Below are 22823 nucleotides of genomic sequence, written 5' to 3'. Positions count from 1 at the left end.
GCTTACGCTCCCTCGAAGGCGGCGGCGAAGCGCACCGGCGTCAGGGCCGGGCAGTGGCTGTCTGGGCCCGGCAGGCGGACGTCGGGGCCGGCGACGGCGAAGGCGGCCGGATCGGGGGTTTCGACCTCTGGGACCTTGTCGTCGGGGTTGGGGAACACCGTGACACCGAGGATCTTGCGGGACTTGTCGGCGAAGGCGGCTTCCTGCGCCGCGCGGGTCTTGGCCACCGCATCGGCGACGAGGCCCTTCTCCAGCGCCTTTATGATCCCGCCTACGCCCTCGATGGTCTGGAAATAGTCCCAGGCGGCGCGGGCCAACTGGTCGGTCAGGCTGTCCAGGTACCACGCTCCCCCGGCCGGGTCGGCGACACGGCCCCAGATTGCTCTCTTCCATCAATACCAGTTGGGTGTTGCGGGCCTGGCGGCGGGCGAAGGCGGTGGGCAGGCCGATGGCGTCGGTAAAGGCGTCCAGCAGGATGGCGTCGGCCCCGCCGACGGCTCCCGCGAAGCCGGCCGAGGTGAGGCGCAGCAAGTTGGTCCAGGCGTCGGCCTTGGCCAGCATGCGACGCGAGGAGCGGGCCTCGATCCTTGGCGGGACGCTGACGCCGCAGGCCTGGGTCAGTCGCGCCCACATCGCCTTGGCGGCGCGGACCTTGGCGACGCCGGTAAAGTATTCCCCGTCCAGGCTGACGCCCAGGACAATGCGGCCGAACGCGTCCTCCATCGTCAGGCCCGAGCGCACCATGGCCTTGGCGTAGGCCAGGGCCGCGGCGATCATCACGGCCAATTCCTCGGTGTTCGAGCCGCCAGCCTCATGCGCGGCCCGGCCCGTGGCCAGGAACAGGCTGGCCTTGGCGTAGGTCCCGGCCAGGCGCGAGGCGACCGTGGCGGCGTTGAAGACGTGGCTCTCGATCGGGCCGGGGCTGACGCCGGCGATCGCGAAGGCGGTCAGGGGATCCAGGTGAAAGGCCAGCGGCGCGTTGGGCGCGGCCTTGGCCAGAGCGCCGAGCCAGTCGGCCGCCTTGGGGCCCAGGAAGCCGGCGTCCAGGGCGACGGGGGCCAGGTCCAGCAGCACGCCCGAAAGGGCCTTGGCAAGGTCGTCCGCCGAGCCGACGGCGACGCCGTCCACGCCGGCGGGATCGAGCCGCAGCAGCACCGAAGCCGCGCCGCCCTCGAGGTCGACCATGATGTCCTTGGCCGTGCGGAGCGGATCTGGATGGGCGGCGCGCATGCGCAGGTCCCAGGGGCGTTCGGGATCACGCGCGCGCAGGTCGCGGGCCACGGCGACGCCGTCCTGGGCGGTGTAGAGCGGCTGGATCGTCAGGCCATCGGGCGTCGTGATGGTCAGGGCGTCATCAAAGCTCTGACCTTTCAAGGTCTTTTCGACCAGGGCCATCCAGCGAGCGCGGGTCGCCGCGTCGCCTTGGGCGCCAAATTCCTCGGCCAGGGGCGTCGTCGCGACGGTCAAAGCGTCTGTCTCCTGCGGTGCAGCATTTTTTTGTCTTTTGGACGGTGATGCGCTCCTGCCGTTAGGGCCGTCAAGCCTTGCGCCAAGTCTTCTCTTCGCCTTGCATCGGAGCCAAACGCGCGTTTAATCTGATCGGTGATCACATATTCGGCGTCTCAAGCCGAACTCCAAAGGGGAGCCTTTCATGGCCTTGCCGCCTATCCTGCGTGACCGTCTGCGCCTGCCGGTCATCGCCTCGCCGCTGTTCATCATCAGCAATCCAGATCTGGTGATCGCCCAGTGCAAGGCCGGCATTGTCGGCTCGTTCCCGTCGCTGAACGCCCGCCCGATCTCGCAGCTGGACGAGTGGCTACATCGCATCACCGAGGAGTTGGCCGCCCACGACAAGGCCCATCCCGAAGCGCCCAGCGCGCCGTTCGCGGTGAACCAGATCGTCCACAAGACCAACAACCGGCTCGAGGAGGACATCGAGCTGTGCGTGAAGCACAAGGTCCCGGTGGTCATCACCTCGCTGGGCGCGCGGGAGGATCTCAACGCGGCGATCCACTCGTACGGCGGCATCACCCTGCACGACGTCATTACCGATCGCTTCGCCCGCAAGGCCATCGAGAAGGGCGCCGACGGCCTGATCCCGGTCGCGGCGGGCGCTGGCGGCCACGCCGGCACCCTGTCGCCGTTCGCCCTGATCCAGGAGATCCGCCAGTGGTTCGACGGCCCGGTGGCGCTGTCGGGCTCCATCGCCTGCGGTCGCTCGATCCTGGCCGCCCAGGCCATGGGCGCGGACCTGGCCTATATCGGCTCGGCCTTCATCGCGACCGAAGAAGCCAACGCCATCGAGGGCTACAAGCAGGGCATCGTCGAGGGCCGCGCCGACGGCATCGTCTATTCGAACCTGTTCACCGGCGTGCACGGCAACTACCTGCGGGCGTCGATCGTCGCCGCGGGCCTGGACCCCGACAACCTGCCGGTCAGCGACCCGTCCAAGATGAGCTTCGGCTCGGGCGGCAATCAGGAGGCCAAGGCCTGGCGTGACATCTGGGGCTCGGGCCAGGGCATCGGCGCGATCGACAAGGTGCTGCCGGCCGCCGAACTCATCGCGCGCTTCGCCGAGGAGTACGAGCAGGCCAAGGCCGAACTGGCGGCTAAGACGGCGCTGACGTCCGGAAATCATTTGGCTTTCGCCGCCGAATAGGCGGGCGAGGCATGGGGACGGAGCGGTGTCCGTCCCCGGCCTTCGCGGCGGCGTGATGCTGGGAGCGACTTCAACCCGCTCTCGGAGCCGCTCATGCCCGATCCTGTTTTCAGCGACGTCACGCCTCGCCTCGGCCTGCCCTATGTGGTCGCCGCCCAGGCGCAGAAACACATCCCCATCAACGAAAGCCTCGCCCGGCTGGACGGCCTGGTGCAACTGGCCGTCGAGAGCCGGTCGGTCTCGGCCCAGCCGACCGGTCCGGCCGCCGGCGGCGTCTGGATTCTGCCGGCCAGCGCGACGGGCGCGGCCTGGGCGGGCCAGCCCGCCGGCGGCCTGATGCGCTTCGAGGCCGGGGCCTGGGAGCCGCTCGCGCCGGCCGAGGGGATGCTGGCCTGGGTCAAGGACGAGAACCAGATGGTCGCCTTCGACGGGGCGAGCTGGACTCCGCTGTCGGCGACGTTTCGCGCCACGACCGTCGCCCAGACGCCGGGTCTCGCCAACACCCGTCTGGAGATCCTTGAGCAGGAAGTGACCCTGTCGGGCGCGTCGACCGCGACGGGCATCGCCATACCCAACCGCGCCATCGTGCTGGCCGTATCGACCCGCACCACGGTCGCGGTGACCGGGGCGGCCTCGTACAACTGCGGCGTCTCGGGCGATGCGAGCAAGTTCGGCGGCTCGCTGGGCGTGGCCAAGAATTCCAGCAACATCGGCGTGGTGGGGCCGACCGCCTACTACGCCGACACCCCGGTGCTGATCAGCGCCGTCGGCGGCAGCTTCGTCACGGGAAAGGTGCGGGTCGCCATCCACGTTCTGAGGTTCGACGCGCCCGCCGCGGTCGCCTGATACGTTGACCTGGCGCGTTGACGGCGGGGGGCGGAGCGGCTAAACGCGCCTTACCTTTGGGGAGTAGCCGCCCGCGACTATCAGCGGGCCCCGCCGTCAACACACTTGCTTCTTCGGGAGCATGGCGCGGGGAAGGGAAGCGACTTCAAGCTTCCTTGGCGAGACCAATGGCGCCGATTTCATCCGGGCCGGGTGGACGTCGACGCTATTGGCATGCGCCCGGCCCGGAGGACTATTTCAGTGGAAGCCCTGCTCGTCTCGACCCTGGTCGTGGCCATCGCCGAAATCGGCGACAAGACCCAGCTCCTGGCCATCATCCTGGCCACGCGGTTCAAGAAACCCATTCCGATCATTCTTGGCATCCTGGTCGCCACCCTGGCCAACCACGCCCTGGCCGCGACTGCCGGCTACTGGGTGTCGGACTTCCTGAGCGGGGCCTGGTTCAAGTGGGCCATCGCCATTTCGTTCATCGCCATGGCCGCCTGGGCCCTGATCCCGGACAAGGCCGATGACGAGGAAGGTCAGAGCGCCGGTCGCTACGGCGTGTTCGTGACCACGGCCATCGCCTTCTTCCTGGTCGAGATGGGAGACAAGACCCAGATCGCCACCGTCGCCCTGGGCGCCAAGTTCCACTCGATCTTCTGGGTCGCCGCGGGCACCACCCTCGGCATGATGCTGGCCAATGTCCCGGCCGTCTATCTGGGCGAGGCGGCGACCAAGGTCGTGCCGCTGAAGTACGTGCGGATGGGCGCGGCGCTGATCTTCCTGCTGCTGGGCCTCTGGCAGGTGGCCGAGCTCACGGGACTGTTGAAGTAGGCGTCGCAGCGGCTATGAGGGGCGGAGCAAGGAGTTCCGCCCCTCATGACTCAAGATCCCGCGCGGCTGGGAATTCTGGATCGACCGGGGCGGCACCTTCACCGACATCGTCGCGCGGCGGCCCGACGGCGCGTTGGTCACCCACAAGTTGCTGTCGGAAAATCCCGAGCACTATGCCGACGCCGCCGTCGCGGGCGTTCGGGCGCTGCTCCCCGAGGGGGCGGTCATCGATGCGGTGAAGATGGGCACCACCGTCGCCACCAACGCCCTGCTCGAGCGCAAGGGCGAGCCTACGGTCCTGGCGATCACAGCGGGTCACGCCGACGCCTTGCGGATCGGCTACCAGGCGCGGCCCAAGCTGTTCGAGCGCCACATCGTCAAGCCGGAAGCGCTCTACGACCGCGTCGTCGAGATTGACGAGCGGATGAGCGTCGAGGGGCAGACGCTGCGGCCGCTGGACGAGGGCGCGGCGCGGGCGAGCCTGCAAGCGGCTTTCGACGAAGGCTTCCGCGCCATCGCCATCGTGCTGCTGCACGGCTTCCGCTTCACCGACCACGAGGCGCGGGTCGCCGCGATCGCGCGCGAGATCGGCTTCACCCAGGTGTCGGTCAGCCATGAGGTCAGCCCGCTGATGAAGCTGGTCGGGCGCGGCGACACGACGGTGGTCGACGCCTACCTGTCGCCGATCCTGCGCCGCTATGTCGACCAGGTGGCCGATGCGCTGGGCCATGACACCCGGCTGCTGTTCATGCAGTCGAATGGCGGGCTGACCGACGCTCGGGCCTTCCGAGGCAAGGACGCCATTCTGTCCGGCCCGGCGGGCGGCGTGGTCGGCATGGCGCGGACGGCGGGCGAGGCCGGCTTTGATCGTGTCATCGGCTTCGACATGGGCGGCACCTCGACCGATGTCTGCCACTATGCCGGCCAGTACGAGCGGGCCTTCGAGACCGTGGTGGCCGGCGTGCGGATGCGCGCCCCGATGATGAACATCCATACCGTGGCGGCCGGCGGGGGCTCGATCTGTTCGTTCGACGGCGCGCGGCTGCGCGTGGGCCCGGCCTCGGCCGGCGCGGTCCCGGGACCGGCGGCCTATCGTCGGGGCGGACCGCTGACGGTCACTGACTGCAACGTCATGCTGGGCAAGCTGCGGCCGGAGTTCTTCCCCAGGGTGTTCGGGCCGAACGCCGACCAACCGCTGGACGCCGAGGCCGTTTCGAGGGGTTTCGAGGCGGTCAGCGCGGAGATTGAAGCCGCTACAGGCAAGGCTATGGCCCCGCAGGAGGTCGCCGAAGGCTTCGTCACCATCGCCGTTGAGAACATGGCCAAGGCCGTGCGGCAGATCTCCATCCAGCGCGGCTACGACGTCACCCGCTATGTCCTGGCCTGTTTCGGCGGGGCGGGCGGGCAGCACGCCTGCCTGGTGGCCGACGCCCTGGGCATGACCAAGGTGATGGTCCACCCGTTCGCGGGTGTCCTCTCGGCCTACGGCATGGGCTTGGCCGACCTGCGCCTCATTCGCGAGGAGACGGTGGAGCGGCCGTTGGATGCGGCCGGCGATCTGCCTGACCGCGCCAAGGCGCTGGCGACTGAGGCCGAAGCCGCCCTGCGCGCGCAGGACGTGCCGATGGCCTCGGTCGAGACCGTCGCCAGCCTGCGGGTGAAATACGCCGGGACGGATACGCCTCTGGTCACGCCATTCGGCGACGCGGACTCCATTCGCGAAGACTTCGAAGCGCTGCATCAACGCCGCTTCGGTTTCACCTCGCCGACGACGCCTTTGGTGGTCGAAACGCTGTCGGTCGAGGCGATCGGTCATTCGGACGCTGGTTCAGCGCCGGATCTTGAGGCCGGCCCGTCCAAGGACGAACCCACGCCGCTGGCCACCGTCGAAACGCGGATGGCGGGCGCCAATCGTACGACGCCGGTCTTCGACCGCGAAGCCCTGGCCGTCGGCGCCGAGGTCCTGGGCCCCGCCATCATTCGCGAAGCCACCGGCACGACGGTCGTCGAGCCCGGCTGGCGCGCCACGGTCGACGCCCGCCTGAACCTGATCCTCGACCGCGTCGTCGCCCTGCCGGCCCGCAAGGCCATCGGGACCGAGGCCGACCCGGTCATGCTGGAGGTGTTCAACAATCTCTTCATGGCCGTGGCCGAGGAGATGGGTTTCGCCCTGCAGAACACGGCCTATTCGGTGAACATCAAGGAGCGGCTCGACTTCTCCTGCGCCCTGTTCGACCGTGACGGAAACCTGATCGCCAACGCTCCGCACATGCCGGTGCACCTGGGTTCGATGGGCGATAGCGTGCGGGCGATCCGTGACGCGCGCGAGGGCGACGGCCGGGGCCTGCGGCCCGGCGACGTCTACATGCTGAACGCCCCCTACAAGGGCGGCACCCACCTGCCGGATATGACGGTGGTCATGCCGGTGTTCGACAAAAGCCAAGCCCTGCTGTTCTACGTCGCCGCGCGCGGGCACCAGGGCGATATCGGCGGCATCACGCCGGGCTCGATGCCGCCGACCAGCAGGACGGTCGAGGAAGAGGGCGTCCTGATCGAGAACTTCCTGCTGGTCGAGGGCGGGCGGTTCCTGGAGGCGGAGACGCGGGCTTTGCTCGCCTCGGGCAAGTGGCCGGCGCGCAATCCCGACCAGAACATCGGCGACCTCAAGGCCCAGATCGCCGCCTGCGCCCGCGGCGCCGAGGCGCTGACCTCCATGGTCGCCGAGTTCGGCCAGGAGGTCGTTCGAGGCCTATACGGCCCATGTCCAGGACAATGCCGAGGAAGCCGTCCGCCGCGTGCTGGCGACCCTGAAGGGCGGGGCGTTCGCCTATGAACTGGACGACGGTTCGGTTGTGAAGGTGACCGTCACGGTCGACCAGCGGACTCGCGCCGCCCGCGTCGACTTCACCGGCACCAGCGACCAGGTCCCGACCAACTTCAACGCCCCGGCCTCGATCTGTCGCGCGGCGGCGCTCTACGTCTTCCGCACCCTGGTCGACGACGAGATCCCGATGAACGACGGCTGCCTGCGGCCGGTCGAGCTGGTCATTCCCGAGGGCTCGATGCTGCGGCCGCGCTATCCGGCGGCGGTGGTGGCCGGCAATGTCGAGACCAGCCAGGTGGTGGTCGACGCCCTCTATGGCGCCTTGGGCGTTATGGCTGGGGCGCAGGGAACGATGAACAACTTCACCTTCGGCGACGAGCGGCGACAGTACTACGAGACCATCTGCGGCGGCTCGGGCGCGGGGCCGAACCTCGCCGGGACCGACGCGGTCCAGACCCACATGACCAACAGCCGCCTGACCGATCCCGAGGTGCTGGAGACCCGCTATCCCGTACTGGTCGAGGCGTTCTCGATCCGGCGCGGGTCTGGCGGGCAGGGCGCCCATCGCGGCGGCGACGGCGTGGTGCGCAGGATCGGCTTCCGCGAGCCGATGACCGCGACCTTGCTGTCCAACCGCCGCCGCGTGCCGCCGTTCGGCCTTCAGGGCGGCGGCCCGGGCGCGGTCGGCAAGGCGTGGGTCGAGCGCGCCGACGGAACGATCCGGCCGATGGCGGCCACCGATCTCGTGGAGGTCGGCGCGGGGGACGCCATCGTCATCGAGACGCCGGGCGGCGGTGGTTGGGGAGACGTCTGATGGCCAAGGCTTCCGTGCTGTTCGTCTGCATGGGCAACATCTGTCGCTCGCCCCTGGCCGAGGGCGCTTTCCGGGTCGAAGCCGAGCGCCTGGGCCTGGAGGTCACGGTCGACAGCGCCGGGACGGGCGACTGGCACAGGGGCGATCCGCCGGATCCGCGGGCGATCGCGGTGGCGCGGCGCAACGGCGTCGACATCGGCGGCCTGAAGGCGCGCCAGGTGAAGCCCGACGACTTCCGCACCTTCACCCACATCTACGCCCTGGATCACGACAACCTGCGCGGTCTGATGCGAGTCGCGCCGCCCGACTCGACTGCGGAGGTCGGGCTGTTGCTGGATCTGGTGGAGGGCCATCGCGGCCGGGCCGTCGCCGATCCCTACTACGGCGACGACGCCGGGTTCGACGTGACTTGGAGCGACGTCGTGCTGGCGGCCCAAGCGTTGGCGCGGCGGCTGGCGCACGAGGGTTGGTCTCGAAGCTAGTGCAGCGTCGGTCGGTGCGCGTGCGAAACCACCACCGCTGGCTCGTCGAACCGCATCGGCAAGGCCATGCCATCGTTGGCCAACGCCGTATTCAGGAACCGGGCCATCACCGTGACGCTCTCGGGCGTGATCACCAGGCCCTCGATCAGTCGACCGGCGATCTCTGGCGAGGCGGGGCAGACCCCGCAGGCGGTGATCAGGCGTTGCTCGTCGTCGGCGTAGCCCTTGCAGCAGGGCGCGGAGACGCAGAGCGGCCGGCGGACCTGGCCCTCTATGGCGCTCATCATGAGGATGAAGGCGGCGGCCACGCGGGGCGAGACCAAGGCGCCGGCCTTCTTCGACAGGCGTTGACCGGGCTCCTCGCCCAGAACGCGGGCGGTGACCCATTGGCGCAGCATCCAGAGCAGGATCCGCTCGCCTTCGGCAAGGCCGACCGGGCCGCAGTGATTCAGGTGGGTCTCTGAGAAAGGGTCGGGCCGCACGCCGGAAATCTCCTCGCCGGGCAGGGGGCCGACACCCGCCATGGCGAACCGATCTCGGTGAGCGGCCCGACGCGTTCTTGCGAACACATCGCAACTAGACGGGAAGTGTAGTTGCGAGTCAATCGCAAAAATACATCGGCCGACCTAGCCGCCGAAGCCGCCCTTATAGCTGCCGCTGTGGGCGTAGCTGCGACCGCCGCCGAAGCCGCCGCGCGAGACCACGGAGGTGCGAGTCTGGACCTTGGGCGGCGCGTTGCGGATCGCGTCCGGCGGGTCGATGCTGTCGCGACTGATGACCGTGCGGCCAGTGCTGTAGTCGCGGCCCAGGCGTCCGCCCCAGGTCGAGTAGTAGCCGCCGCCATAGCGGTCGTCCTGGCGATAGAGGCCGGTGCCGCGATAACCGCCGCCGTCCAGCATCCGGCCGATCACGAAGCCGGCCAGCAGGGGCGTGAAGAAGTTGCCGCCGTTGTTGTAGCTGCGCGGCACGCAGTTGCCGGCGCCGTAGACCTCCTCGCACGAGGCGCGGGCCTCGAAGCGCGGGGCGTCCTTGGCGTCGTCCTTCTGGGCGGCGGCGTAGGAAGTGTCGCACTGGGCGTCGGAGACCTCGTTGGCCGCCTTGCACTCTTCCAGGGTCTTGTAGCTGAAGGCCTCGACCTGCTCGCCCTTGTTGGGATCCCAGCTGGCCTGGCCCGCGGGTTCGTCGCACCCGGACAGGGTCAGGGCCGTGGCGCCGGCCAGCATGGTGGTCAGCTTCAGCGAGCTCGAGCGTTTGCGCGGGGTCATCGCTCAGGTCCTCAGGAGGTCATGCAGGCGGCGTTGAGCAGGCCGACCACGATGGAGATGCCGGCCAGGTAGACGCCGATCGCGATCTCGTTGTTTTCAACGCGGACCTGGACGTCGCGCAGGGCGACCAGACGCACGATGCTGAAGGCGGAGATTTGAACGACGCCGGCCACCGTGGCCCAGGCGGCGAACTCCGGCAGGCTGACCGTGTGGCTGAGCGCCGAGGCCAGGGGCAGGGCGTAGCCGACCAGCGCGCCAGCCAGGGCGATGGCGGCCGTCACGTTGCCGGCCCGGATCAACGCTTTCTCGTTGTAGGGCGTGATCCACTGGTAGATGTACTTGAAGGCGATGGTGAACAGGCCCGCCACGACGAAGGCGAGCAGAAACGCCGTCGCGCCGTCCTGGAATCCGGTGAAGTCGAACATCGCGTTGGCCCCTCAGGCTCGGAACTCACCCACCGACAGCGGCAGGCCGATCATCGTCTCGTGGCTCACGTCCTTGCTGTCCTCGGGCTCCAGCGTGAGCGCCAGCAGGAGTTCGCGCCCGTCGCCGCCGGCGAGGTCGCGGTTGAACAGCATGGTGGTCTGGAACAGCCGTCGGTCGGGCCGCGAGGCGTCGCGGTCGTAATAGACGTCCTCCCAGAGGGTCACGGGATCCTGCTCGGCGGCCTCGTCGCCGAACCACAGGCGGGTGTAGGCGGGCAGGCTCTCGGGCTGGAACGTGCGGGCGCGCAGGCGCTGGGTCCAGAGGTCGCGGTCGGCGCGGTCGGCGGGATACTCGCTGGCCCATGGGACGAAGACAGTGAAGTCGTTGGCCTTCTGACCCTCGCGGTCGTCCGAGACGACCTGGAAAAGGATCTCGTCATCCGTATAGAAGCGGTGCACGAACGCGCCATCGTTCAGCTGGATCAGGCCCTGGGCGGTGATCTCCAGCGTGTCGCGGTCGAGGGCGAACTTGGTCTCGGCTCCGAACCGGCGCCAGGCCAGCGGATCCAGCACCACGGTCCGGCCGATCGTGACATTGCGGATCACGGGCAGGGCGGATCTGGCCTCGCCGCCTTTGTTGCCGAAAAGCTTTCCGAACATCGCGGTGCGCGTGCCCTCAAAAACCTGCTCGGGCCGCTTATCTGACAAGCGACGCCGAATTGCCCGACGGCGGCGCTTGCCCCGGCCCTGTTCAAGGAACAAGGTCGGGCCCAGGCGCACTGAGCGTGGCGAGCCGCGCTCGGGGGTGAACTAATGCGCAGCATGACGCTGAACGACGCCTTGTCAAGCGTACATGTTATGCGTACATGTAACGCATGCCTGCCAAACCGACCCGAAGCGCCCAGGCCGCTGAAAGAACCCGAGCGTGGCGCGAAGCCCGTCGGAACGCCGGCTTCGTAAAGATCGAAGTCTGGGCGCCGGCGGCGTGCAAGGCCGACATCCTTTCGGCCGTCCAAGCCATCGTCGTCGAGTCGGTCCGTGGGCCGACCCTGGCAACCAACCCCCATCCCCCCAAGGGCGTCAGACACATGGACTCCGTTATCGACACCGCCTGGACGATCCACAACTTGCGCGACGCGCTGGTGGAAAGCGCCCTCGTGCGCGAGGGCGAGTTGACCGCCACCGTCGTCGAGGGCGTCGAGCCCGTGCTTCAGGTCACGATGCACGAGTTCGGCGATCTGCCGATCTATGTCAGCGGCGGCGAGCTGCAACTGGTCGTATCGACCCTGTTGTGGCCCTGCGACGAGCAGAACGACCGCGCGGCCTTCAACGAGTTCCTGCTCAAGGCCCAGAAGATCGTGCCGCTGTCGAATTTCGGCATCACCAGCGTCGACGGTCGTGACTATTACGAGCTGATGGGCGAGATCTCGTCCAAGACCACCCTGCAGACGCTGATCATCGAGCTGCGCACCCTGGCCGACAACGCCATCGCCGCCGCCAGCGACCTGCGCGACACCTTCGAAAAAAGCCGCGCGTCGGCCGCTTAACTAGAGACCTGGAGACCTTCGAATGTCGATCTGGAGCAAGCTCTCGGCGCTCTTTCGCGGTACGGCCCATGACGGCGCCCAAACCATCGTGGACGCCAACGCGCTACGAATTCTGGACCAGGAAATCCGCGACGCCGACAACGCCCAGGGCAAGGCCCGGGACGAGCTGGCCAAGCTGGTCGCTCGCCGCCGTTCGCTGGAGACCGAGGTCGCTCAGCTGACCGATCAGTCGCGCAAGTACGAGTCCTCGGCCCGCGCGGCGATGAACAAGGGCGACCAGGCGCTGGCCCTGGAAGTCGCCCAGCGCATCGCCGATCTCGAGAAGGACGCCGGCCAGAAGGCCACGCAGATGAACGAGCTGCGCGCGGCCGAGGAAAAGCTGCGCACGATCATCGCCCAGACCGACACCAAGGTCGAAGCCCTGCGCCGCGAAATCGAGATCGTGAAGGTCAACGAGAGCGTCCAGAAGGCTCAGGCCGCCGTGATCTCGCGTTCGGGCTCGGCCAGCGGCGTCGTCGGCTCGGCGGCCGACAGTCTCAAGCGCATCAAGGAGCGCCAGTCGGTCCGCGAGGAGCAGTTCCGGCTGCATAGCGAGTCGGAAGACCGCAAGACCGGCGCGGATCTGGACGCCAAGCTGGCGGCCGCAGGCATCCTGCCGGGCGGCGGCGGCGCCGAGGACGTGCTGGCCCGCCTGATGGCCCCGAAGGACGAGGCTCTGCCAGCCCCGATGCTGGCCATCGAGGACAAGGTGAAGGTCAATAAGGGCGGTTCGGACGCCTGATGCGCCGTCTCACCCTGACGCCTCGGCCGGACTGGAAGTCCAAGGCCGAGGCGGTCGGCTTCACCTGGCATCACGCCGACGGTCGTCGCTACTGGGACGAGCGGGCCGCCTACGCCTTCACGCTGGAGGAGGTCGAGGGCCATCTGGAGCCCGCGACCGAGGCGCTGCACAAGCTGTGTCTCGATTTCGTCGACGACGCGGTGAAGAGCGACGCCCTGATGGCCAAGCTGCGGATCCCGGACGCCTCGCGCGATCTGGTCGCCGCCTCGTGGAAGGCGCGTGACCCCTCGCTCTACGGCCGCTTCGACTTCTTCTACGACGGGGCCGAGCCGCCCAAACTCTACGAGTACAACGCCGACACCCCGACCAGCATCTATGAGGCCGGCGTGTTCCAGTGGTTGTGGCTTGAGGATCTGATCCAGCAGGGTCTGCTCCCGGAGAGCACGGACCAGTTCAACAGCCTGCACGACCAGTTGGCCGACCGCTTCAAGGCGATCTTCCCGAACGGCGGCTTCGTCCACTTCGCCAGCGATCCCGACTTCGTTGAGGACCGCCAGACCGTTCGGTTCCTGGAGGACATGGCCAGGCTGGCGGGCCTGGAGCCGAAGTTCGTGCCGATGACGCAGATCGGCCTCGACGCCGACGGCCGCTTCGTCGACCAGGACAACTACATCGTCGGCGCGATGTTCAAGCTGTACCCCTGGGAAGACATGCTGCGCGAGCCTTACGCGGCCAATATCGCGGCCTCCAAGACCCTGTTCCTGGAGCCGCCGTGGAAGGCGGTGCTGTCGAACAAGGCGCTGCTGCCTCTGCTATGGGAGCGCCATCCGGGCCACCCGAACCTGCTCGAGACCTATTTCGACGACGATCCCAAGGTCGAGCGGTTGGGCAACAGCTACGCCCGCAAGCCTTTGTTCAGCCGCGAGGGCGCCAATGTCGAGCTCTGGAAGGACGGCCGCAAGGGTCGGGTGCTGGACCAGGGTTATGGCGAGGAAGGCTGGATCCGCCAGGAACTTAAAGCCCCGCCCAAGTTCGGCGTGAACTATCCGGTGGTGGGCTCCTGGGTGATCGGCGACCAGCCCGCCGGCATCGGCGTGCGCGAGGACCGCGGCCGGGTGACGCGGGACCGCTCGCGGTTCATCCCGCATATCATCGAGGGCTAGGGGCCGAACCTCGACCGCGACAAGCTCAGGGGCAGGACAAGGCGTGGTGCTCGCCATCTGTTTCAGAGATCGCGGAGGATCCGCGCCGCTTCCGCGACGGCTGCCTCATCCGTGTCCCGCAGTTCCGGCGGCACGAAGCCCATCTCGCTGAGCCTCGATCGCGGAGCCGCTCCCGGGATCTGACCTCCAAACGAGCCGTGCACCTCGCGCACGCCGGTCCGCCGCACCAGTTCGGCCACGTTCGATGGCCGCACGCCCGCGCCGGCCAGGATGCCGATGCGTCCGTCGGCCTGTCGCACCAGTTCGGCGATCCGTTCCGCGCCCGCCTGCGCTGTCAGGGCGCCGCCAGAGGTCAGCACCCGCTCGAAGCCGAGGGCGATCGCGGCTTCCAAGGCCACGGACTGTTCGGGGAACGAGGTCGAACGCGCGATGCAGGCTCAGGCCCAGCCCCTGGCTGTGCTCGACCAGCATTTCCAACGCGTCCAGGTCCAGCTGGCCATCGGGCAGGTTGGCCCCGATGACGACGCCCGCGAGGCCGTATTCCCGCACCGCGTCGATATCCCGCCGCATGTGATCCAGATCGCCGGCGTCGTAGCAGAAGTCTCCATTCCGTGGGCGGATCATCGGATAGATCGGGATCGGCGCTTTCGCCGCCTGAGCCATCAGGCCGGGCGCCGGGGTCAGGCCCTGCAGCGCCAGCGCCGCGCAAAGTTCGATCCGATCCGCGCCGCCGGCGATCGCCGCCGCCAGTCCGGCGGGCGTGTCGACACAGACTTCCAGAAGAATGCGGTCGGCGGTCATGGTCCTGCTCCAGGTCGTGCTAGGGATTCGCGCGATCTTGTTGGAGCACACGAGCATGATGAATCGTAGAGGCCTGATCGGCGCCTCCCTGGTCGGATCGGCGATGCTGGGCGCCAAGGCGTCCGCCGCGGAGGGCGGCGTCAAGCTGGACGGGCCGTGCGTCATCTCCACGTGGGACTTCGGCGTGGCCGCCAACCAGGCCGCCTGGGCGGTGCTGTCCAAGGGCGGTCGGGCGCTGGACGCCGTTCGAGGCCGGCGCGCGCGTGCCCGAGCAGGACCTGAAGAACCACAGCGTCGGTCGCGCTGGCTATCCCGACCGCGACGGCCATGTCTCGCTGGACGCCTGCATCATGGACGAGCTGGGCAACTGCGGCGCGGTCGCGGCCCTGGAGCACATCGCCCACCCGATCTCGGTGGCGCGCAAGGTCATGGAGAAGACCCCGCACGTGATGCTGGTCGGCGCCGGGGCCCTGCAGTTCGCGCTCGAGCAGGGCTTCCCGCGTGAGGAGTTGCTGACCCCGGAATCCAGGATCGCCTGGGAAGCTTGGAAGAAGGACGCCAAGTACCAGCCCAAGGCCAATAGCGAGGTCGGCGACTACGGCAAGACTTCCGGCCAGTTGGGCACGCCGGGCGGGGCCAACAACCACGACACCATCGGCATGCTGGCCATCGACGCCAAGGGAAACATCGCCGGCGCCTGCACGACCAGCGGCATGGCCTGGAAGATGCGCGGCCGGGTAGGGGATAGTCCGATCATCGGCGCGGGTCTCTATGTCGACAACGAGGTCGGCGCGCCACATCGACCGGGGTCGGCGAGGAGGTGATCCGCAATGTCGGCAGCTTCCTGGTCGTGGAGCTGATGCGCCAGGGCCGCTCGCCCGAGGCCGCCTGCCGCGAGGCCGTCGAGCGCATCCTGAAGAAAAAGCCGAACGCCAAGGAATTCCAGGTTGGCTTCCTGGCCGTCAACAAGCAGGGCGAGGTCGGAGCCTGGGCGATCCAGAGCGGCTTCAGCTACGCCCTGTGCGACGGCAAGAAGCAGGACCTGCTGCTGCCCGGCAAAGCCACGTACCAACTCACCTCCTAAAGAGGGTAGGCGGCGGCAGAACGTGGTTATAGCGTGCCGGCCCAACCATTCGGAGGAGACCGCCATGTGCGATGACGACATCCACCCAGGCCTCGTTCACGATCCCCGCCTTTCGCGTCGCGCCTTCGGTCTGCTGACGGTCGCGGCCACCGGCGCCGCCACGGTCGCCCGCGCCGACGACACGGTCGAGGAAAAGGACGTCGAGGTGAAGACGCCGGATGGCGTGGCCGACGCGGCGCTCTTCTACCCGAAGGCCAAGGGCAAGTACCCGGCGGTGCTGCTGTGGCCCGACGTCATGAGCCTGCGGCCGGTGTTCCGCGACATGGGCCGCCGCCTGGCCGCGGCCGGCTATGTGGTGCTGGTCCCCAACCTCTATTACCGCGTCAAGAAGGCGCCGGTGGTCGAGGGGACGTTCAACTTCGCCAACCCCGACGATCGCGCCAAGCTGACGCCGCTGCGCGCCTCGGTGACCACGGAGGGCACGTTCAAGGACGCGGCCGCCTACATCGCCTTTCTCGACGCGCAGGCCAAGACCGACAAGGCCAAGAAGGCCGGCGTGCAGGGCTACTGCATGGGCGGTCCGCTGTCGTTCCGCACGGCCGCCGCCGTCCCGGCCAGGATCGGCGCGGTCGCCAGCTTCCACGGCGGCGGTCTGGTCACGGACAAGGAGGACAGCCCGCACCTGCTGATCCCCAAAACCCAGGCCGCATACCTGATCGAGATCGCCGACAACGACGACAAGCAGGACCCGACCGCCAAGGACAAGCTGAAGGCCGCCTTCGAGGCCGCCAAGCGGCCGGCCCAGGTCGAGGTCTTCGCCGGCGCCGCTCACGGTTGGACGGTGAAAGGCAGCCAAGTCTACAGCGAGGCCGCCGCCGAGACGGCCTGGAGCAACCTGCTGGCGCTGTACAAGAAGGCGCTGGCCTAGGAACGTCGCGTCGCGCCTCTCTCGCCGGACGGGGAGGGAGGCGCGATGAACAGCCTCGAAATCGCGCAGAGAAAAGGCAGGACCTGTCCTCGCGACTGGAACTCCGCCGCCCCGTCGTCGTGGGCGTTGACGCATCCGGACGATGCATCGATAGCGTCGAGCCATGACTGACACCGCCGCCCGACAGGACGTCCAGATAGCCGGAGCCAACGCGTGAGACTGCTGGCCGCCGTTCTCGCCGCGCTTGCCCTCGCGGGCGGCGCCAGGGCGCAGGTTCCCGCCACCGCCCCGATCAAGGTCAAGGTCTTCGTCGCCGCCATGTTCGAGATCGGCGAGAACACCGGCGACCGCGCCGGCGAGTTCCAGCCCTGGTACGAGCGCTACTGGCGCCAGAGCGCGCCCAGGACCGTGAGGGGCGCTCTGAAGCCCGTCTACTGCAACCCCGACGGGGTCTGCGGCTCGACCCTGGGCATGGGCAAGGTCAATGCGTCGGCCTCGATGCAGGCCATCCTGCTGGATCCGGCCTACGACTTTTCACAGACCTATTTCGTCCTCAGCGGCGTCGGCGGGACGCCGCCTTCGCGCGGGACGATCGGCGACGTTTCCTGGGCGACCTGGCTGGTCGACTATGACCTCGGCCATCGCTGGGCGCCCGAAGAGAACACGCCCGGCGCGCCGACCTTCATGCCGCGCGCCGGCTACGAGGAGTATCGCCGCTTCAAGCTCGACCCGATCCTGGTCGGCTGGGCCGTGCGGTTGTCCAGGGGCGCTCCCATGCAGGACAGCGACGACGCCCGCCGCTACCGCATGCGCTATGCCGGCGCTCGGGCGCGCGCGGCGCCCTCCGTCATGGTCGGCACGCACATGACCGGCGACACATTCTTCCACGGTCCCGGCCTGTCGAAGGAGGCCCAGTCCATCGCCAAGCTCTACGGCGCCGACGACTATGTGATCACCGAGATGGAGGCCGCCGCCCTGGCCCTGGTGATCAAGCGCCAATGGGGAACTGGGCGCATCTTGAGCCTGCGCGGGGCGGTCAACTTCGACCAGGGCGCTCCGGGTGAAACAACCTGCAGCATCTCGACCCGGCGCCGGGGCAAACAGCCGGCGGCTTCGCCGAGACCGTCGCCAATATCGGCGTGGTCGGCGCGCGCGTCGTGGACCACATCGTCGCCGACTGGCCGCGCTGGCGGGATGGCCCACCGCCCCTCTGAGCCGCCTCCCAATGAGCGGCGCAAGACTCGAGCGGCGCCGCCCTTGCGATGAGATAGGTAGGATGCTATCTAATTTAGATAGGAAGCTACCTATTTAATCGATCGTTGTTCCATGATCTCCATTCGCACCCTTGATGAACGCGCCTTCGCCCAGGGCCTGCTGCGCCTGGCGCGGATCTATCGGCGAGAGGTCAATCGCGCCCTGGCCGCGCATGGCATTTCGGACGCCAAGGCGATGCCGGTGCTGCACATCGCCCGCGCGGGCGGCGGCATGCGCCAGGGCATGCTGGCCGAGGAGATCGGGGTGGAGGGGCCGTCCCTGGTCCGGATTCTCGATCAGTTGAGCCAGGCGGGTCTGGTCGAGCGCCGCGACGATCCCTCCGACAAGCGGGCCAAGACGCTGCACCTCACATCCGAGGGCCAGGCGCTGGCGGCGGTGGTCGAGGATGCCGTGCAGGTGGTCCGGGCTCAACTGCTGGCCGACGTCGGCGACGCCGATCTCGCCGCCGCCGTACGGACCTTCACCGCGTTCGAAGCCGCCTTGAACGCGGCTGCCGGGCAAGGGGCGTAGAGCGCTTCCACCATGTTCCCCAAGTTCGATCGGCATACGCTGCTGTTCTCGGCGAACAGCTTCGCGGCGGCGATGCTCGCCCTCTATATCGGCTTCGCTCTGGGCCTTCCGCGCCCCTACTGGGCGATGACCACGGCCTATATCGTCAGCCAGCCGCTGGCGGGGGCCGTGCGCTCCAAGGCGCTGTACCGCGTGCTGGGCACCGTGCTCGGCGCGGCCGCCGCCGTCGCCCTCGTGCCCAATCTCGTCAACGCGCCGGTGCTGCTGTGCCTGGCCCTAGCCCTGTGGGTCGGCGGCTGTCTGGCCATCTCGCTGCTGGACCGCACCCCGCGCAGCTACCTCCTGATGCTGTCCGGCTACACGGCCGCGATCATCGGCTTTCCCAGCGTCAATCAGCCGGGCGCGATCTTCGACGTCGCCGTCTCGCGGGTGATCGAGATCGGCCTGGGCATTCTCTGCGCCACCCTGGTTCACAGCCTGGTCTTCCCGCGTCCGGTCGGGACGGTGCTGAAGCAGCGCCTCTTTACCTGGCTGGGGGAGGCCGACCGCTGGGCGCTGGACGTGCTGCATGGCGAGGACGGCGAGGCTATCGCCCGCGACCGCCGCCACCTGGCCGCCGCCGCCAGCGAGATCCAGATGCTGGCCGTCCACCTGCCGTTCGACACCTCGCGCCTGCGCGAGACCACCGGCGTCGTCCGAGCCATGCACGAGCGCATGCTGGTGCTGATCCCGCTGCTGTCGGGCCTGGCCGACCGCATGGAGGCCCTGCGTGAGATTCGCGACGACCGCGTCCGCGCCGCTCTGAACGCGGTCACGGCCTGGATCGAGGCCGGTTCGCCCCGCGACCGGGGTCTCGACCTGATCGAGCGCCTGGACAAGCTGGCCGCCCACCGCCGCGGCTCGGCGTGGTCGGCCCTGCTGATCGAGAGCCTGCTGGCGCGCCTGTCGGCGACCGTCCGAGCCCTGGCCGAGGGCCACGCCCTGATGGCCCGCTTCGACGATCCCGACGCGCCGCTGTCGCCCGGCCTGGAGGCCTCGACCCGCGCCAAGGGGCAGCGCGCGATGCACGCCGATCTGCCGCTGGCCTTGCTGTCGGGCGGGGCGGCGGCGATCGCCATCCTGCTGTCCTGCGCGACCTGGATCCTGGCCGGCTGGGGCGACGGCGCCGCCGCCCCGGTCATGGCGGCGGTGTTCTGCTGCTTCTTCGCGGCGATGGACGATCCGGTCCCGGCCATCAAGAGCTTCGGCGTCTACACCCTGCTCTCCTTGCCGCTGTCGGCGATCTACATGTTCGCCATCTTGCCCGCGATCGACGGCTTTCCGCTGCTGGTCCTGACCATGGCGCCCCCGCTGCTGTTCCTGGGCCTCTACATCCCCGACCCGCGCCGGGCTGGCGCGGCCCTGGCCGTGTTGATGGGCTTCTCCAACGCCCTGGCCCTGCAGGAGATGTTCAGCGCCGACTTCGCGAGCTTCCTGAACGGCAATCTGGGCCAGTTCGTCGGCCTGTTGTTCGCGATCATCGTCACGGCCGGCTTGCGGTCGATGGGCGTGGACGCCAGCGCCCGGCGCCTGCTGGTCCGCACCTGGAAGAGCTTGGCCCGCCTGGCCCGCGCCCGTCAGGCGCCCGAGGCGGCCGCCTTCGCCGCCATCCTGGTCGACCGCCTGGGCATCCTGACCCCCAAGCTGGCCGAGGCCGGCGCGCGCCACGACTTCGTCGGCGTCGACGCCCTGCGCGACCTGCGGGTTGGCATGAACCTGGTCGCCGTCCAGGCGGCTCGGTCGGACCTGCCGCCCGAGGGCAAGGACCGACTGGACGCCGCGCTCGACGGCGTCGGCGACCACTTCGCCGCCCTGGCCGCCGGAGCGGCCCGGAAACCCAGCGACGAGCTGCTCGCCCGTATCGACGCGGCCCTGCGCGGGCTGTCGATCGCCTCGGCCGCTTCGGCGGTGCAGGGCGTGTCGGGCCTGGTCGGCCTGCGGCGCAACCTCTTCCCCGAGGCTCCGGCCTTCGTTCCGGAGATCGCCCGATGATCGGTGAGTTCGCTATCGACGGGGTCTTCCTGTCGTCCGTCCTGGTCTCGGCCGTGATCGCGCTGGCCGCCTCGTTCGTGCTGCGCCGCGTGCTGTCGAAGGTCGGGGCCTACCGCTTGGTCTGGCATCCGGCGCTGTTCGACACCGCCCTGTTCGTCATCCTCTGGGCCGTCGTCGTGACGGTTCCTTCGCCCCTGAAATTCTGAACCGAAGTTCCGACCTCATGCCCCCGCTGAAGACCGTCCTGCCGACTGCCCTCCGTGTCACCGTCACCGGAGCCGTCGTGATCGCCGCCCTGGTTGGCGGCAAGGCGCTGTGGACCCACTACCAGGTCGATCCCTGGACCCGCGACGGTCGCGTTCGCGCCGATGTCGTGCAGGTGGCTCCGGACGTTTCTGGCCTGGTCACCCGCGTCGCCGCCGCCAATGACCAGACGGTCAAGGCCGGCCAGCCGCTGTTCTATGTCGACCGCGAGCGCTACGCCCTGGCCCTGCGTCAGGCCGACGCCGCCGTCGAGGCCCAGCGTGCGACCCTCGCTCAGGCCCGTCGAGAACTGGCGCGCAACCGAACCCTCGGCGAACTGGTGGCCGGCGAGGTCACCGAGCAGAGCCTGTCCAAGGTCGAACAGAGCCAGGCGGCCCTCTTCCAGGCCCTGGCCGCCCGCGATGTCGCGGCCCTGAACCTGGAACGTACGGTGGTGGCGGCTCCCACTGACGGCTTCCTGTCGGACCTCACCCTGCGCGCCGGCGACTACGTCACCGCAGGCAAGCCGGTCCTGGCCCTGATCGACAGCCGCTCGTTCCGGGTCGAGGGCTATTTCGAGGAGACCAAGCTGTCGTCCTTGCGCATCGGCCAGCCGGTGACCGTCAAGGTCATGGGCGACGATCGACCGTTGAAGGGCCACATCCAGTCGATCGCCGCCGGCATCGAGGATCGCGACCGGGCCGCCAGCGGCAACCTGCTGCCCAACGTCAACCCCACCTTCAGCTGGGTTCGCCTGGCCCAGCGCGTGCCGGTGCGGGTAGCCTTGGACCAAACCCCGCGCGATCTGCGCCTGATCGCCGGCCGAACCGCCACCGTCGCGGTCGTGGGGAGCCGGTCGATCGAGCCCGCTGAAGGCCCTGGCGGTCGCCGGCTCGCTGCTGGCCTTGACCGCTTGCACGGCGGTCGGGCCGAACTACAAACTGCCCGCCGAGGCCAAGATCAACGCCCCGACGGCCCAGGGGCCGTTCCTGGGCGCGGCCTCGGAGGCGGTCAGCCAGGCCCCGGTCCCGGCCGGCTGGTGGAAGCTCTATGACGACCCGGTTCTGAACAGCTTGGTCGAAGAGGCCTTGAGGGCCAACACCGACCTGCGCGTCGCCGCCGCCAACCTGGCGCGGTCCCAGGCCATCGCCGGCGAGGCCGACGACGCGGGCGGCTTCAAGCTCGGTGCCTCGGCGGGCGCCGTGCATTCGCGGGAGTTCGGGCGAGCAGTACCTGCTGACCGAACAGCTGCCGGTCGAGAATCTGGCCGATGTCGGGGTGGAGGTCTCTTACCAGGTGGACCTGGTGGGTCGGATCAAGCGCGCCGCTGAGGCCGCCCATGCCGACGCCGAGGCCAGCCAGGCCGCCCTCGACCTGGCCCGCGTCAGCGTCGCCGCCGACGTCGCTCGGGCCTATGTCGAGGCCTGCGCCAACGGGCACGAACTGGCTGTCGCCCAGCACGCCGTCGACCTGCAGTCACGCAGCCTGGACGTCACTCGCAAGCTCGTGAGGGCGGGCAGGGGGACGGCCGTCGACCTGTCCCGCGCCCAGGCCCAGCTGGATCTCTCCCGCGCCAGCCTGCCGACCTACCAGAGCCGGCGACGCGCGGCGCTCTACAGGCTGGCCACCCTGACCGGAAAGCCGCCGACCGAGTTTCCCACGGCGGTCGAGGCCTGCATTCATCCGCCTATCCTGACCCAGCCGATCCCGGTCGGCGACGGGGCGGCCCTGCTGAAGCGCCGCCCCGACGTGCGCCAGGCCGAACGGACCCTGGCCGGGGCCACGGCCCGGATCGGCGTCGCCACGGCCGCGCTCTATCCGAACGTCACCCTGGGCCTCGGCGCGGGCTCGACGGGCCTGCTGGCCGACATCGGCCAGGCGCCGGCCAACCGCTGGGGCCTGACCTCGCTGATCACCTGGACCCTGCCGGGCGAGGCCGAACGGGCTCGCATCCGCCAAGCCGAGGCTGGCGCGGACGGCGCGCTGGCCCGGTTCGATGGGGTGGTTCTGAATGCCCTGCGCGAGACCGAGACCAGCCTGGACGCCTACGCCCACGACCTGCGGCGCCAGGCGGCTCTGAGGGCGGCCCGTGACCAGGCCGTCCTCGCCGAGACCCAGGCCCAGACGCTCTACCGCGCCGGCCGCAGCCCCTACCTTGCCGGCCTCGACGCCCAGCGCGTCCTGGCCCAGTCGGAAGCGGCCCTGGCGACGGCCGACAGCCAGGTGGCCACTGACCAGGTCAACCTGTTCCTGGCCCTGGGCGGCGGCTGGGAACGATAGCGGCGCGGTGCGGCTTTGGGCTAAGCATAACCCTCCGCCACAGTAGAGT

At 69.0% G+C, this 22823-nt stretch carries 18 protein-coding genes and 4 pseudogenes; 16 read left to right on the top strand and 6 right to left on the bottom strand.

Annotation, left to right across the window (positions count from 1 at the left end; genetic code table 11):
• Positions 1-2: 2 nt before the first annotated feature.
• A pseudogene (locus tag ACHMW8_RS27430) lies at positions 3-1395 on the bottom strand (methylmalonyl-CoA mutase family protein).
• Positions 1396-1651: 256 nt separating this feature from the next.
• Between ACHMW8_RS27430 and ACHMW8_RS27425 the strand changes: the two are divergent.
• The 5 genes and pseudogenes from ACHMW8_RS27425 to ACHMW8_RS27405 all read left to right on the top strand — a co-directional run bounded on the left by ACHMW8_RS27425 (position 1652) and on the right by ACHMW8_RS27405 (position 8441).
• Positions 1652-2659, top strand: a complete 1008-nt coding sequence (locus ACHMW8_RS27425; protein WP_125159409.1) for a nitronate monooxygenase family protein — start codon at positions 1652-1654, stop codon at positions 2657-2659.
• 93 nt (positions 2660-2752) lie between these two features.
• Positions 2753-3505 carry a DUF2793 domain-containing protein gene (locus tag ACHMW8_RS27420; RefSeq protein WP_395444409.1) on the top strand — a complete coding sequence of 251 codons (753 nt, stop codon included), beginning with the start codon at positions 2753-2755 and terminating at the stop codon, positions 3503-3505.
• Positions 3506-3745: 240 nt separating this feature from the next.
• Positions 3746-4321 carry a TMEM165/GDT1 family protein gene (locus tag ACHMW8_RS27415; RefSeq protein ID WP_395444408.1) on the top strand — a complete coding sequence of 192 codons (576 nt, stop codon included), beginning with the start codon at positions 3746-3748 and terminating at the stop codon, positions 4319-4321.
• A 55-nt stretch (positions 4322-4376) separates the two neighbouring features.
• Positions 4377-7959 (top strand): annotated as a pseudogene (locus ACHMW8_RS27410) (hydantoinase B/oxoprolinase family protein).
• The gene (locus ACHMW8_RS27405; RefSeq protein ID WP_395444407.1) at positions 7944-8441 is read left to right on the top strand and encodes a low molecular weight protein-tyrosine-phosphatase; all 498 of its coding nucleotides are present in this window, start codon (positions 7944-7946) and stop codon (positions 8439-8441) included. The pseudogene ACHMW8_RS27410 and the gene ACHMW8_RS27405 overlap by 16 nt, the downstream one beginning before the upstream one ends.
• Here the strand turns inward: ACHMW8_RS27405 and ACHMW8_RS27400 are convergent.
• The 4 genes from ACHMW8_RS27400 to ACHMW8_RS27385 form a co-directional block, all read right to left on the bottom strand.
• Positions 8438-8965, bottom strand: a complete 528-nt coding sequence (locus ACHMW8_RS27400) for a hypothetical protein (protein ID WP_395444406.1) — start codon at positions 8963-8965, stop codon at positions 8438-8440. The two genes, ACHMW8_RS27405 and ACHMW8_RS27400, sit on opposite strands and share 4 nt — an antisense overlap.
• Before the next feature lie 102 nt (positions 8966-9067).
• On the bottom strand, positions 9068-9706 hold the full coding sequence (locus ACHMW8_RS27395; protein WP_395444405.1) for a DUF1190 domain-containing protein: 639 nt from the start codon (positions 9704-9706) through the stop codon (positions 9068-9070).
• 11 nt (positions 9707-9717) lie between these two features.
• A complete protein-coding gene (locus ACHMW8_RS27390) occupies positions 9718-10131 on the bottom strand; it encodes a DUF350 domain-containing protein (RefSeq protein WP_125159402.1) in 414 nt (137 codons plus the stop codon).
• A gap of 12 nt (positions 10132-10143) precedes the next feature.
• Entirely contained in the window at positions 10144-10791 is a 648-nt protein-coding gene (locus ACHMW8_RS27385; protein ID WP_395444404.1) for a YjfK family protein, read from the bottom strand.
• A gap of 215 nt (positions 10792-11006) precedes the next feature.
• Here ACHMW8_RS27385 and ACHMW8_RS27380 point away from each other — a divergent pair, with 215 nt between their 5' ends.
• From ACHMW8_RS27380 to ACHMW8_RS27370, 3 genes are read left to right on the top strand one after another with little or no spacing between them, the layout of a single operon-like run.
• Positions 11007-11678 carry a YjfI family protein gene (locus tag ACHMW8_RS27380; protein WP_395444403.1) on the top strand — a complete coding sequence of 224 codons (672 nt, stop codon included), beginning with the start codon at positions 11007-11009 and terminating at the stop codon, positions 11676-11678.
• A gap of 22 nt (positions 11679-11700) precedes the next feature.
• Entirely contained in the window at positions 11701-12459 is a 759-nt protein-coding gene (locus tag ACHMW8_RS27375; RefSeq protein ID WP_395444402.1) for a PspA/IM30 family protein, read from the top strand.
• The gene (locus ACHMW8_RS27370) at positions 12459-13622 is read left to right on the top strand and encodes a glutathionylspermidine synthase family protein (protein ID WP_395444401.1); all 1164 of its coding nucleotides are present in this window, start codon (positions 12459-12461) and stop codon (positions 13620-13622) included. The genes ACHMW8_RS27375 and ACHMW8_RS27370 overlap by 1 nt, the downstream gene beginning before the upstream one ends.
• Before the next feature lie 62 nt (positions 13623-13684).
• Here ACHMW8_RS27370 and ACHMW8_RS27365 read toward each other — a convergent pair.
• Positions 13685-14423: pseudogene (locus ACHMW8_RS27365) on the bottom strand (copper homeostasis protein CutC).
• Positions 14424-14478: 55 nt separating this feature from the next.
• Here ACHMW8_RS27365 and ACHMW8_RS27360 point away from each other — a divergent pair.
• The 8 genes and pseudogenes from ACHMW8_RS27360 (at position 14479) to ACHMW8_RS27325 (ending at position 22774) form a co-directional block, all read left to right on the top strand.
• Positions 14479-15507: pseudogene (locus ACHMW8_RS27360) on the top strand (N(4)-(beta-N-acetylglucosaminyl)-L-asparaginase).
• Positions 15508-15571: 64 nt separating this feature from the next.
• The gene (locus ACHMW8_RS27355; RefSeq protein ID WP_395444400.1) at positions 15572-16435 is read left to right on the top strand and encodes a dienelactone hydrolase family protein; all 864 of its coding nucleotides are present in this window, start codon (positions 15572-15574) and stop codon (positions 16433-16435) included.
• Between the two features lie 213 nt (positions 16436-16648).
• A complete protein-coding gene (locus ACHMW8_RS27350; protein WP_395444399.1) occupies positions 16649-17701 on the top strand; it encodes a hypothetical protein in 1053 nt (350 codons plus the stop codon).
• Positions 17702-17851: 150 nt separating this feature from the next.
• Positions 17852-18220: a MarR family winged helix-turn-helix transcriptional regulator gene (locus ACHMW8_RS27345; protein ID WP_370450257.1), complete on the top strand. Its 369-nt coding sequence runs from the start codon at positions 17852-17854 to the stop codon at positions 18218-18220.
• Positions 18221-18232: 12 nt separating this feature from the next.
• Positions 18233-20251 (top strand): FUSC family protein, encoded by a 2019-nt coding sequence (locus ACHMW8_RS27340; RefSeq protein WP_395444398.1) that lies wholly within the window; start codon positions 18233-18235, stop codon positions 20249-20251.
• Positions 20248-20457 carry a DUF1656 domain-containing protein gene (locus ACHMW8_RS27335; protein ID WP_125159391.1) on the top strand — a complete coding sequence of 70 codons (210 nt, stop codon included), beginning with the start codon at positions 20248-20250 and terminating at the stop codon, positions 20455-20457. Before ACHMW8_RS27340 ends, ACHMW8_RS27335 begins: the two co-directional genes overlap by 4 nt.
• 17 nt (positions 20458-20474) lie before the next feature.
• Complete coding sequence (locus ACHMW8_RS27330) at positions 20475-21548, top strand: efflux RND transporter periplasmic adaptor subunit (RefSeq protein ID WP_395444397.1); 1074 nt, start codon at positions 20475-20477, stop codon at positions 21546-21548.
• A 131-nt stretch (positions 21549-21679) separates the two neighbouring features.
• Positions 21680-22774, top strand: coding sequence for a TolC family protein (locus ACHMW8_RS27325; protein WP_395444396.1), 1095 nt, complete (start codon positions 21680-21682; stop codon positions 22772-22774).
• Positions 22775-22823: the final 49 nt, after the last annotated feature.

Source organism: Caulobacter sp. UC70_42, assembly GCF_044056025.1.
Classification (GTDB): Bacteria; Pseudomonadota; Alphaproteobacteria; order Caulobacterales; family Caulobacteraceae; genus Caulobacter.
The sequence above is the reverse complement of the archived record's forward strand: the minus strand, read 5'-3'. Positions and strand labels throughout refer to the sequence as shown.